Below are 12,423 nucleotides of genomic sequence, written 5' to 3'. Positions count from 1 at the left end.
GAGGAGGACTGCATGCAACGGGTGTGGGGCGTGCTGCCCTTCGTTCTGGTCGGGGTGGCGCTGCTGCTCGACCCGGCCACCTCGGGGCCCGCGCTGTGGAACCTCGTGACGCAGGTGGTGCTGTTCACCGTCGTGGCCGCCATCCCGGGGTATCTCACCCGGCATGTGTCTTATGTGGACGTGGCGTGGCCGTGGGGTCTGGTCGGCATCGGCGTGGTCACCCTGCTCACCGGCAGCGGACTCACCGCGGTGCTGGTCGCGGCCGCCTACCTCGCCATGGGGCTGCGGATGGGCCTCTGGGGACTGCTGATGGCGCTGAAGCACCGCTGGTGGACGCCCGGCGCGCCCAAGGTCGAACTGCCTCGCTACCGGTACCAGCGGCGGCGTTGGGAGCGGCAGGGGTTCCGCAACGAGACCTTGTCCGTCCAGTACGAGATCTGGTTGCAGGGCCTGGCTAACGCCTCGGTGCTGGCCGTTCCCGCGTTCGTCGTCGCCGCTGATCCGTCGCGGCCGATGTCCGTCTGGTTCGTTGCCGCCCTGGTGTTGTGGGCTGGTTCGTTCATGCTGGAGTCGGTGGCCGACCGGCAGAAACAGCGGTTCGCGGCAAGCGGCTCGCGGGGTACCTGCGACACGGGGTTGTGGCGGTACAGCAGGCACCCCAACTACTTCTTCCAGTGGATGCAGTGGAACGCCTTGGTGCTGCTGGCTTTGCCGTCACTGCTCAAGCGGTTCGAGTCCTCGGTGGTGGTGGCAGTGGTGCTGACGCTGGGCCTGTTGCTGGTGTCGTGGACGCTCTACGTCACGCTGACCAAGCACACCGGTGCGCGTCCGGCCGAGTTCTACAGCGTGCAGAAACGTCCCGACTACGCGGACTACCAGGCCAGGACCAACATGTTCTTCCCAGGTCCGGTCAAGACCGTTCCCGCCGGAACCTCGCCGGAGTAGTGCCGACGGCGGCCCGGAACGCCCGGGAGAACGCCGACTCGGACTGGTAGCCGACCTGGGCGGCGACCGTCGCGACCTTCGCGTCGGTCGACCCGAGCAGGTCCGCCGCCGCCATCAGCCGGGCCTGGGTGAGGAACGCGCCGACCGTCGTCCCGGTGTGCTGGGTGAAGCGGCGCAGGAACGTCGCGCGGGACATGCTCGCCGTCCCGCTCAGGCGCTCGATCGTCCAGGCCTCGCCCGGCTCGCGCAGCATCGCTTCCACCGCAGCGGCGATGCGTTCGTCGGCCGCCGCGGTCCAGAGGGTGGCTTTCGTCGCGTCGCCGCGCGAGGTGCGCAGGACCATCGCCAGGAGCACAGTGGACAGTGCGGCCAGGATCGCCGCCGTGCCTTCACCCTCTCGTTCGGCCTCGCCACGCATGAGAGCGCTCACCATGCGCAGCACCTCGTCGCTTTCGGCCGACTGCCCGAACGAGACGTGGACCGGATCCGGCAGGCTGCGGAACAACAACCGGCCCGCACCCGTGTCGAACGTGAAGTGCCCGCAGAACAGGTCGATCACCGGCGGGCCGGAGTACCCCTGGCTCCGGGTGCCGATGAGCACAGGTCCCGGCGTCGACTCGACAAGGCGCTCACGGCCCAGTCCTGGTGTCGTCACCCGGTGCGGTGCTCCGCTGGGGACGATCACGACGTCTCCCGCGCGCAGGTCCAGCGACGTGCTGCCCACCTGGAACCCGCACTCGCCTTCGAGCAGCACGTGGAACGGCGCTTCGCGCTGCATCGGCGCGACGTCCATGCGCGTGGATCCGCCCAGCAGGCATCGGCGGTCGAGCACCGCACCCACTCTCGCCATGTGCAGCAGACGGCTGATCGCGTCCATGGTGCAACTCTAGGGCAGGAAATCGAGTCTTACAGGCCTGGTTGCCTCACCGGCGCGACGGCAGCATCGTCTTCATGGAAACCACGAACCTCACCGCGGACGTTCTCGTCATCGGTTTCGGCAAAGGCGGCAAGACGGCCGCCCACGTGCTCGCGGACGCCGGCCAACGGGTCGTGATGATCGAGCAGTCCGAGAACATGTACGGCGGCACCTGCCCCAACATCGGCTGCGTGCCGACGAAGATGCTCGTCCACTACTCGAACGCGAAACGGCTCGGCGACCACGCCCAGGAGTACTTCGCACAGTCGATCGAGGGCGTCAGGGCGCTCACGACCGCGTTCCGCGCCGGCAACCTCGAATCGTTGCAGCGCAAGGGAACCGCGACCGTGATCACCGGCACAGCGAGCTTCGTCGACGCGCACACGGTCGCCGTCGGCGAGGGCGACGACCGGATCACCGTCACCGCGCCGACGATCCTCGTCAACACCGGGTCCGAGCCGATCCTCCCGGCGATCCCCGGCCTCGCGGAGAGCTCGCACCTGGTCACCAGCACCGAGCTCACCAAGACCTCGAACCTGCCCGAGCGTCTCGTCGTCCTCGGCGGTGGCTACCAGGGCCTGGAGTTCGCGTCGATCTACCGGCACTTCGGCACGGACGTCACGATCCTCGAAGCGGCCGACCGCCTCCTCCCCCGTGAAGACGAGGACATCGCCGAGACCGTGGCGGAGATCCTGCGCGGTGACGGCGTCACGATCATCACGGGCGCGCACGTCACCGGCGTACGCGACAACGGGGCGACTTCGACGATCACGTACGAGAAGAACGGCCAGACACACACCGTCGAAGCCAGCGCGCTGCTGCCCGCGACCGGACGCCGCCCGGTGACCGCAGGACTCAGGCTCGACGCGGCAGACGTCCGGACCACGCCGCGCGGCGCCATCGAGGTCGACGAGCACCTCCGCACCAGCCAGCCCCACATCTACGCGCTCGGTGACGTCAACGGCGGCGAGCAGTTCACCTACATCTCCCTCGACGACGCCCGGATCGTCCTCGACCAGCTGACGGGCCAGGGCAAGCGCTCCACCTCGGACCGCCGGGCGGTGCCGCACACCCTGTTCATCACGCCGCCGCTCGCCACCGTCGGCCTGACCGAGACCCAGGCGAGGGCACAGGGCCTGAACATCAAGGTGGCCAAGGAGAAGGTCGCGGACATCATCGCCATGCCCCGCGCCTACACCGTCGAGGAGACGCGCGGCGTCATGAAGTTCGTCGTCGACGCGGACACCGACCTCATCCTCGGCGCGGCACTGCTTAGCATCGACGCGCAGGAGGTCGTCAACACCGTCGCGCTGGCGATGCGGCACAACATCACGGCGACCGAGCTGCGCGACTCGATCTACACCCACCCGAGCACCACCGAGGCCTTCAACGAAGTTTTCGACAAAGTCGTCTCGTGATGTCGACGTGGCGCGGCCGGCTCCGACGTCTCAGGTGAGGATGTCCACGACGCCGATCAGGGAGCCCGACCGTGAAGTACGTGATCATGATTCACTCCAACCCGCAGCCGTGGGGACACCCGACCCCCGACTACCTGCCCGAGTACGAGGGCATGGCCCCGGAGCAGCGGGAACAGCTCAACGCCGAGTTCGAGAAGATGCTCGGCGAGCTGCACGGGAACGGCGAGCTGCTCACCGGCGAGGCGCTGGGAGCGCCCGAGTCGTCGCGGCTCTACCGCTGGGGCGACGGGAAGCCGCTGGTGACCGACGGGCCGTACTCGGAGGCCAAGGAGCACCTGGCCGGGTTCTTCCTGATCGACGTGGAGAGCCACGCGCGGGCAGAGGAGATCGCGGCGAAGTTCGCCGGTCCCGGCGAGACGGTCGAGCTGCGGCCGACCATGTGGCCGGGCGGGAACGACTGATGGACGCACGGGTGGTGGAGGACGTGTGGCGGCGGGAGTCTCCGCACGTCCTCGCCGCCCTGCTGCGTCGCTACGGCGATCTTGGTGACTGCGAGGACGCCGCGCAGGAGGCGGCCGAGGCGGCGGCGCGGCAGTGGGCGCGGGACGGGGTTCCCGACGACGCGCGCGGCTGGCTCATCCGGGTCGCTTCCCGGCGGCTGATCGACCGGGTCCGGGCCGACAGCGCGCGGAACGGGCGTGAGGAGAAGGTCGGCGTGGCCCAGCCCGCCGACGCCTACCTCGTGCCACCGGCCGATCAGACGCCGCAAGACGACTCCTTGCGGTTGTTCCTGCTGTGCTGTCATCCCTGTTTGAGCCGCTCGTCGCAGGTCGCGCTGACGTTGCACGCCGTCGCCGGGCTGAGCACGGCCCAGATCGCCGCCGCGTACCTGGTGCCGGAGCGCACGATGACGCAGCGCCTGACCAGGGCGCGGTCGGCGTTGCGGGCGGCCGGTGCGACGTTCGACCTGCCGACCGAGGCGGAGGTGCCCGACCGCATCGCCGCGGTGCTCGACGCCTGCCACGTCATGTTCACGGAGGGGCACACGCGATCCGGCGGTGACGCGGTGGTGGACTCGTTGCTCGCCGAGGAAGCCATTCGCCTCACCCGTCAGCTGCACGCGGCGATCCCCGACCACGACGAGGTTTCCGGCGCGCTGGCGCTGATGTTGCTCACACACGCGCGGTCCGCCGCACGAGCCGACGGCGGCAACCTGGTGCCGTTGGCCGAGCAGGACCGTTCGCGTTGGGACCAGGACCGGATCGCGGAAGGCGTGCGGATCCTGGAGCGCGTGCTGCCGCGCGGGCACGTCGGCAGGTTTCAGCTCCAGGCCGCGGTCGCCGCCGTGCACGCGGAGGCCGCGACGTACGAGGACACCGACTGGCGGCAGATCAGCCTGCTCTACGCGATGCTCGCGCGGGTGGCACCCAGCCCGGTCGTCACGCTCAACCAGGCCGTCGCGGTCGGGATGGCGTTCGGTCCGGAGCACGGCCTGGGCCTCGTCGAGCCGTTGCTCGGCGATCCTGCGATGCTGCGGCACCACCGCACCCACGCCGTCCGCGCACACCTGCTGGAGATGTCCAGTGACCTTGCGAGCGCCCTGGACAGCTACCGGCAGGCCGCCCTGCTCACCACGAGCCTGCCGGAGCAGCGCTATCTCAACGCCCGGATCCGGCAGCTCGACTCACCCTGAACGTGCGATGCCGAGATCGCCCTGTCCCGCCAGAATGGTCTCCGTGCCGCTCATCGACCCGTCCGATCCCCGCCGCACCACCGTCGAGTTCAACCCGGTGTTCACCCGCGAACCGGGCCGCATCCCCCGCAACCGGATGCCGGAGCAGGAGCTCGACGCCGACACCGCGTACCAGGTGGTGCACGACGAGCTGATGCTCGACGGCAACGCCCGGCTCAACCTGGCCACCTTCGTGACCACGTGGATGGAGCCGCAGGCCGCGACGCTGATGGCCGAGTGCGTCGACAAGAACATGATCGACAAGGACGAGTACCCGCGCACCGCCGAGCTGGAGCAGCGGTGTGTGCGGATGCTCGCGGCGCTGTGGAACGCCCCGGACACGCCGACGGGCTGTTCCACCACCGGTTCCAGCGAGGCGTGCATGCTCGCGGGCCTCGCGCTGAAACGCCGCTGGCAGCACCGGCGCCGGGCCGCGTCCCTGCCGGTCGACCGGCCGAACCTGGTGATGGGCGTCAACGTCCAGGTGTGCTGGGAGAAGTTCGCCAACTACTGGGACGTCGAGTGCCGGCTGGTGCCGATGGAGGGCGACCGCTTCCACCTCACCGCCGACCAGGTCGCCGAGCACTGCGACGAGAACACGATCGGCGTGGTCGCCGTGCTCGGCTCCACGTTCGACGGCAGCTACGAGCCGGTCGCCGAGATCTGCGCGGTGCTGGACCAGGTGCAGGCCGAGCACGGCTGGGACATCCCCGTGCACGTCGACGGCGCGTCCGGGGCGATGATCGCGCCGTTCTGCGACCCGGACCTGGTCTGGGACTTCCGGTTGCCGCGCGTCGCCTCGATCAACACCTCCGGCCACAAGTACGGCCTGGTCTACCCCGGCGTCGGCTGGGTGCTGTGGCGCGACGCCGCCGCGCTGCCCGAGGACCTGGTGTTCCACGTCAACTACCTGGGCGGCGACATGCCCACGTTCGCGCTCAACTTCTCCCGGCCCGGCGCGCAGGTCGCGGCCCAGTACTACACGTTCCTGCGCCTGGGCGTGGAGGGCTACCGGCGCGTCCAGAACTACAGCCGCGACGTCGCGACCAGCCTCGCCGCGCGCATCGAGGAGCTCGGGTTCAGGCTGCTCACCCGCGGCGACCAGCTGCCTGTGTTCGCCTTCACGGTCACTGACACCCGGTTCTCGGTGTTCGACGTGTCCGCCGCGCTGCGCGAACGGGGCTGGCTGGTGCCCGCCTACACCTTCCCAGCCCACCGCGAGGACCTCGCCGTACTGCGCATCGTGGTGCGCAACGGGTTCACGCACGATCTCGCCGATCTGCTCGTCGACGACCTCACCCGGTGCCTGGAGACCTTGAAGACCCAGGAACAGCCACGGCACTCCGCGGAGTCGGCGGCCTTCTCACACGGCGCCTGACCACGCCCTAAACCGACTGTGCGAACCGGAACGCACCTGTCGGGTCGTAGGCCCGCTTGACCTCGCGCAACCGGCTGAGATTGGTGCCGTAGTAAGCATGCCGCCAGCGGGTGAGGTCCGGGTCGGGGTAGTTCGGGTAGACGTGGCCGGTGCCGTGCGGGTGCGCCAGAGCCCAGCTCGACGTGGCCCAGCGGGTTGCGGCACGGCGTTGCTCGTCGGTGGCGCGGCGGCCGGTCAGCACCCCGTGCCTGATCATGAACCGGGCGTCGCGGTGCACGAACGCGCTGGCGTGCTTGGGGATTCGGCCGATCGCGCCGCGCCACGGCACGAACTCCAGCTCCCGGTGCTGGCCTTCGACGCGGGCGTGCACGAGGCCTGCCACGAGTGCGGCGATGGTGTCGCCGGGCAGCGGGCGGTCGAAGAACTCGGACTTGGTCACGCGCAGGCCAGGCCGTTCCCCGAGTGGTGGTGGGGCGAACGGTTCCTCGGTGGCGGGTTCACCGGCGTAGGTGTGGTGGCAGGCGGCGGCTCGGCCCGTCAGCCAGGTCAGGGAGGTTTCCGAACCGGCGAGCCGATCGGTGAAACCCGCCAGCTCTGCCAGGGCTTCGTCTCCTGCCGCGACGCCGAAGAGCGTCACCGTGGGCGCTTCGTCGAGCGAGTCCGGGACTGTCAAAACGATCTCCGCGTTGATCTCGTCCGCGGCGTCGGGTGCCCAGTGCTGCCACGCCTCGATCACCTCTGCCGCCCGGTGGTACGGCCAGCGGGCCCAGAACGACACCAGCGCGGGAGCCGGCCGGGTGCGCAGGACGAGCGAGGTGACCGCTCCGAAGTTGCCGCCGCCCGCGCCGCGCAACGCCCAGAACAGGTTCGGTTCGTGGTCGGCGTCCACTCGCACGGTTCTGCCGTCGGCCAGCACGACGTCGGCGGCCAGCAGGTGGTCGGCGCCGAGGCCGAAGAGCCTGCTGAGCGGGCCGTAGCCGCCGCCGAGCACCGCGCCGGTCACGCCGACCGTGGGGCACCAGCCCGTCGGCACGACCCTGTCGTGGTCGGCCAGGCGGCGGGCCAGGCCGCCGACCAGGACGCCGGGTCCGATCGTCACGGTGTCGGCACCCACTTCGATCTCGGTGAGATCCCCCAGATCGATCAGCAGGCCACGCGTCGACGAGTGGCCGGCGAAGCTGTGGCCGCCGCCGCGCAACGCGAAAGGCAGCGCGCGGGACCGTGCGAACGCGATCGCCTCGGCCACGTCGGCTGGTTCGGCGCAGCGGACGACGGCCGCGGGCAGCACCTCGTCGAGGCCGCGGACGAACGTCGTGCGAGCCGCCGAGTATGCCGGATCTCCTGGCAGCACAAGGCTCTTCAACGCCGTCACGTCGTCGCACCCGTGTACATCTCGACCTGCAGCCCGTACAGCTGGGTGTAGCGGCCGCCCGCGGCGAGCAGTTCGGCGTGCGTGCCCTGTTCGACCAGACTGCCTTCGTGCAGCAGGTAGATCTGGTCGGCGTTGCGCACGCTGGCCAGGCGGTGGGTGATCAGCACGACCGTGCGGCTGCCCGCCAGCTGCCGCAACGACTCGTACACCGCGTATTCGGCTTTGGCGTCCAGTGGCGCGGTCGGCTCGTCCCAGATGACCAGCGGCGCGTCCCGGAACAGTCCACGGGCGACGGCCAGCCGCTGCCACTGGCCGCCGGACAGTTCGTGGCCGTCTCGGAAGTACTTGGACAGCAACGTTTCCCAGCCGTGCGGCAGGCCCTCGACCACCTCGGTGGCACGCGCCGCGCCGGCCGCTTCGAGCAACGCGACGTCGCCGGGATCCGCGCGGTCGTGGCGGCCCACCCGGACGTTGGTCCTGGCGTCGTGCGGCCACCTGATCGGGTCCTGCAGCACCATGACCACCTGGTCGGCGACGTCGAACTCGGCGATGTCCCGTCCGTCCCAGCACACCTGCCCGCCGCTCGGCCGGTACAGCCCGGCGATGATCTTCGCCAGCGTGGTCTTGCCGGAGCCGTTCTCGCCCACCAACGCGATCGTCTGTCCCTTGTGGAGCGTCAAGTTGATTCCTCGGACGGCCTCAGAAGCAGCACCCGGATAACGGAACCCGACGTCGTGCAACGTGATCCGGTCAGGAGGCGACGCGACGGTGGACGCCGAGCGTCGACGTTCCTGTGCCGTGCTGAGGAACGACTGGTAGTCGCTGACGTAGAGGCTCTGCTCGAACAGCTCGTTGGTCGCGCGCACCAACTGGGCTAGCGCCGCCGAGGACGTCCGGATCGCGATCACCGCCGTGCCCGCGACGGCCAGCGGAATCCACCCGGCGTACAACAAGAATCCGAGCGCCACGAACGTCCCGGCGGTGGCCACCCCGGCGCACGCCCTGCCGGCGATTCCGGTCCTGGCCTGAGCGAGCCCGACCGCGACCTCGTGATCCCGCAGCACGTTCGCGACCTGGCGGTACTCGTCGAGCACGAACGGTTCGGCCTGACAGGCCCTGATCTCGGCCGCAGGTTCGCGGTCGGTGGCCAGGTCCGAGATCATCCGCAGCCTGCGGTTCAACGTCACCAGGCGGGTCATGCCCTCGTAGCCGAGCCGCGCGGAGCGGAAGACCGCCCAGCCCTCCGGCAGCAGGCTGATCAGCAGCACGGGCAGCAGCACCGGGTGCAGCACACCGATGATGCCGGCGGCTCCCGCCACGGCGAAGATCGCGCCGAGCAACGCGATCACGTTGGTGGTGGCCTGTTCGAGGTAGAAGAGGCCGCGATCCCGTGCCCGGTGCATCCGGTCGTAGAACTGGTCGTCGTCGAACGCCAGGAGCTCGGCGTGCAGGCCGGCGTCGAACAACCGCTCCTCGGCGACCCTGCGCACCCCGGGCACCACCCGCGCCGTGGCCAGCGAGACGCCCGCGTCCATCGCACCGCGAGCCACGTAGGCCGCGATCACGAGCACCAGCGCCGGAATCGCCGCGGTCACCCGTTGCCCGGTGGGGCCCGCGGTCAGCAGTTCCTCGAGCACACCGGTCGTCGCCAGCAAGCCGAACGCCCCGGTCACGCCGGACGCCACCTGAAGCACGGCGATCATCACGGCGGACCTTGGTGCCGCCTGCCAGATCACGTCGACAACCGGCCTGCCCGCCGCGGGGAACCGCCGGATCAGCTGCCAGAACGAGAGCGGACGGCCGGTGTCGTCGAGTCGCCAGTACGGGGACGCCAGGTCGGTCATCGCCGGATCGGTCCGGGGTCGGGCAGCAGGACACTCGGCAGCGTGCAGTCCGGATGCATCCTCAGCAGCTGGTACGCCACCCCGCCGAGGCCGGGCAGCAGACCGGGCGAGAACGCCTCCCTGGCCATGCCGCTCACCGGGCCGTACTCCTCCAGGCTGCTCAGCACGTGGCCGTCCAGCGTCGTTCTGTCCACAGGACCGATGCCCGCGGTGATCGCGGCGTCGATGACCTCCCACGCGCCGAGATCGCCGTGGCAGAGCGTGTGGTTCCAGCCCATGCCGTCTTCCCAGCAGGCCACCGCGGCACGCCGCAACACCTCGTGCTGCCCGAGGCTGACAGCGGCGAGGCCGATTCCTGCCGCGCCGTGACACCAGGCCGACGCGGCCACACCCGGCGAACGCAGGTCCCGCCACCCTCGCAGGCTCGGGTCGAAGAGGGATTCCTCGTAGGCGAACGCGGACTCCGCGCCGCGACGGTGTTCCTCGTTGCCGGTGACAGCGGCGAGGCGGGCGAGCGCCCAGCCGATTCCCGTTGCCCCGTGGGCGAATCCGCCGATGCCTTCGGGGAACGAGGCGGTCGGCCAGCACCCGTCGGCGGTGGCCGCGTCGAGCAGCCGGTCGCCGATCTGGGCCGCGAGCTCCGTCCAGTCGTCGCCGGTCGCCTCGGCGAGCCGCAGCAGGGGCACCACCGCGCCCGCCATCCCGTGCAGCAGGTCCAGCGACTCGTCGACCCGCACTCCGTCAGCGACCTGCCTTGCCAACGCGCTGGCCCGTTCGAGTCCATCGGTCACCCCGAACCGGTACAGCAGCAGCCATCCCCAGATCTGCGAGCCGAGCCCGACATAGCCGCCGGGCGGCTCCGGGCGCATCGCCGTCGTCGTGGCGCGCTCGCGTGCCAGCTGGTCCTCGCCCAACCGCATGGTGTGCACCACTGCCTGGAGCAGGGAGTCGAGGCCGTCGACCTCGTCGGCCCGGCCGTCGTTCATCTCGATCCGGTACCCGGCGAGGAGAACCGCGATGCCCGCGAGACCGCCGTACAGGTCGGGGCCGAGCGGGGTGACCGCCCATCCCGTCGGGTTGAGCACCGGCGCGATCCAGGTGGCGGTCCCGTCGTCAGCCCTCAACGCGTGGTCCCGCACCGCTTTCACGATGCTCGCGGCTTGGGCGCGTCGCCGCCGGTCGAGATCGATTTTGTCCACTGTGGACGCTCGAAGTCTGCGGTCGTCCGGCAGCCAGCCCTCGTTCAGATAGGCGCTCACCAGCGCGGCCTCGGCGACCTGCCGGTCGAGCGTGAAGTCGTTGCCACGCCACCGGTGCAGCGCGTCGGCGACGAGACCCAGCGGCGTGCCCCAGGTGGTGCCGCCGGGGCCGGTCAGCACGCCGTCTCGCGGTGTCGTGGTGAAGAACGGCACGTCGCCGTCGAGCAGGTCCGTGATCTCCGCGTCGATCACCTGTGGGTCACCGGGTGCGCCCGGTGCCGTTTCCGCCTGCTTGGCCAGCACAGTGGCCGCCCGCAGCCGTGCGGCCTGCTCGTCGTGCAACGAGGTGGGGTGCCAGAGCATCCGGCCCAGCTCGGCGTACGCCTCGGTCGCACGGGTCACGACCCTCACCGGACAGTCCGCGAACCCCGCCAGCAACGGTTCCAGCTCGCCGTCGCGGTCGATCTTCAGCAACCGCTCGGTGAGGTCGGTGAAGCCGTCGTAGATCCGTTGCCAGTGCTTGCCGAGCATCGGGTCCGCGCTGGGATGGTTGGCCGCCAAGGCGATCGGTGCCTGCACCAGCTCGACCCTGGCGAGGTCGGTGCCGCCGTCGACGACCATCGGGACGGGTGCCGACGGTTGCTGGCCGGGCAGCGAGCCGATCGCGGACGAGTCCACGCCACGCCAGCCGAGCGCCAGACCCCGGCCGGGGAGCAGACCGGTCCGCAGCACCGTGCCGCCGACGAGACTGACAGCGCGGTCGACCGCGAGCCCGTAACCGGACGGCTTCCCGAGCTCATATGCCGGTGTGAACAGGGTTTCGCAGTCCACGACGACCGGAACCGGGCCCACCGCGATCAGGTTCTCGGCGTGCAGGTCGCTGCCACCGAGCAGGCGCATGATCGCGAGCCAGTGGCCCATTCCACGGTAGAACGCACGCAGTTCGTCGTCGTCTTCGCAGTAGCGGTGTTCGACGTGCGCGGCCCACCCGTAACCGTCTCGCTCCAGCACTTCAGGAACGCGGATCCTGGTGTCCTCGTCAGGCAGCAGTGCGTCGAGGAGCCTGCCGAGCACCGCGTCCACCGCGACCGAGCGCGGCTTGTAGACGACGCTTTTGTTCGTACAGCGCAGGATGGCGACCGTCTGCCCGCCGCGGTGGCTGTCGCCGGCGCCGAACTCGACTCCGGTGAGCACACCGGCGTCGAGCGCGGCCCTGTCCGCGCCGAACCGGTGTGCCAGCCGGACGGCCGCGGTGCAGCGGTTGCCGATCACCGTCGACAACCGCTGCCGCAACCGCGGGTAGTGCTCGTCCAACGCTTCCCAGTACCGGCTGTCGGTGGTGTCAGCCAGCCACTCGGCGAAGCGCGCCGCCGGATCCGCCGATGTGAGGGCACCGGTGATCCTGGCGGCGTTCAGCTCGAGCACGAGCACGCGGCAAACCTTGCGGTACACCGTCTCCCGCAAAGTCGTCGCGGTCGCCCGGTGCACGGCCTCCCGCTCCTGATCGTCCAGACCTCGCACCATCTCGAGCTCGGCGGCCAGTCCGGCCAGCGCGGGCTCGACGAGAGGTGTGAGCGCGGGGCCGAACTCGCCGGCCAGATCGTTGTGCAGCATGGAAG

9 protein-coding genes are annotated in these 12,423 nt (G+C 70.2%); 5 read left to right on the top strand and 4 right to left on the bottom strand.

Annotated elements, in window-relative coordinates; genetic code table 11:
• The first annotated feature begins 12 nt into the window (after nt 1-12).
• Nucleotides 13-945: a DUF1295 domain-containing protein gene (locus AB0M24_RS02030; protein WP_363759600.1), complete on the top strand. Its 933-nt coding sequence runs from the start codon at nt 13-15 to the stop codon at nt 943-945.
• On the opposite strand, the gene AB0M24_RS02025 is transcribed toward AB0M24_RS02030, so the two are convergent.
• Nucleotides 911-1,822: an AraC family transcriptional regulator gene (locus AB0M24_RS02025; RefSeq protein WP_363759597.1), complete on the bottom strand. Its 912-nt coding sequence runs from the start codon at nt 1,820-1,822 to the stop codon at nt 911-913. The two genes, AB0M24_RS02030 and AB0M24_RS02025, sit on opposite strands and share 35 nt — an antisense overlap.
• Nucleotides 1,823-1,896: 74 nt before the next feature.
• On the opposite strand from AB0M24_RS02025, the gene AB0M24_RS02020 reads away from it, so the two are divergent.
• The 4 genes from AB0M24_RS02020 (at nt 1,897) to AB0M24_RS02005 (ending at nt 6,389) form a co-directional block, all read left to right on the top strand.
• Complete coding sequence (locus AB0M24_RS02020) at nt 1,897-3,279, top strand: FAD-dependent oxidoreductase (RefSeq protein WP_363759594.1); 1,383 nt, start codon at nt 1,897-1,899, stop codon at nt 3,277-3,279.
• Nucleotides 3,280-3,350: 71 nt separating this feature from the next.
• Nucleotides 3,351-3,740 (top strand): YciI family protein, encoded by a 390-nt coding sequence (locus tag AB0M24_RS02015; RefSeq protein ID WP_363759591.1) that lies wholly within the window; start codon nt 3,351-3,353, stop codon nt 3,738-3,740.
• The gene (locus AB0M24_RS02010) at nt 3,740-4,972 is read left to right on the top strand and encodes a DUF6596 domain-containing protein (RefSeq protein WP_363759588.1); all 1,233 of its coding nucleotides are present in this window, start codon (nt 3,740-3,742) and stop codon (nt 4,970-4,972) included. The genes AB0M24_RS02015 and AB0M24_RS02010 overlap by 1 nt, the downstream gene beginning before the upstream one ends.
• 97 nt (nt 4,973-5,069) lie before the next feature.
• Nucleotides 5,070-6,389 carry a glutamate decarboxylase gene (locus tag AB0M24_RS02005; protein ID WP_363761540.1) on the top strand — a complete coding sequence of 440 codons (1,320 nt, stop codon included), beginning with the start codon at nt 5,070-5,072 and terminating at the stop codon, nt 6,387-6,389.
• A gap of 7 nt (nt 6,390-6,396) precedes the next feature.
• Here AB0M24_RS02005 and AB0M24_RS02000 read toward each other — a convergent pair whose 3' ends face one another.
• The 3 genes from AB0M24_RS02000 to AB0M24_RS01990 are packed head-to-tail and all read right to left on the bottom strand — an operon-like array spanning nt 6,397 to nt 12,418.
• Nucleotides 6,397-7,761 carry an FAD-binding oxidoreductase gene (locus AB0M24_RS02000; RefSeq protein ID WP_363759585.1) on the bottom strand — a complete coding sequence of 455 codons (1,365 nt, stop codon included), beginning with the start codon at nt 7,759-7,761 and terminating at the stop codon, nt 6,397-6,399.
• Nucleotides 7,758-9,605 carry an ABC transporter ATP-binding protein gene (locus tag AB0M24_RS01995; protein ID WP_363759582.1) on the bottom strand — a complete coding sequence of 616 codons (1,848 nt, stop codon included), beginning with the start codon at nt 9,603-9,605 and terminating at the stop codon, nt 7,758-7,760. The genes AB0M24_RS02000 and AB0M24_RS01995 overlap by 4 nt, the downstream gene beginning before the upstream one ends.
• A complete protein-coding gene (locus tag AB0M24_RS01990) occupies nt 9,602-12,418 on the bottom strand; it encodes a type 2 lanthipeptide synthetase LanM family protein (protein WP_363759579.1) in 2,817 nt (938 codons plus the stop codon). Before AB0M24_RS01990 ends, AB0M24_RS01995 begins: the two co-directional genes overlap by 4 nt.
• Nucleotides 12,419-12,423 lie beyond the last annotated feature (5 nt).

It is taken from the genome of Lentzea sp. NPDC051838 (genome assembly GCF_040681245.1).
Taxonomy (GTDB): Bacteria; Actinomycetota; Actinomycetes; order Mycobacteriales; family Pseudonocardiaceae; genus Lentzea.
This window is presented reverse-complemented; position numbering and strand designations above follow the sequence as displayed.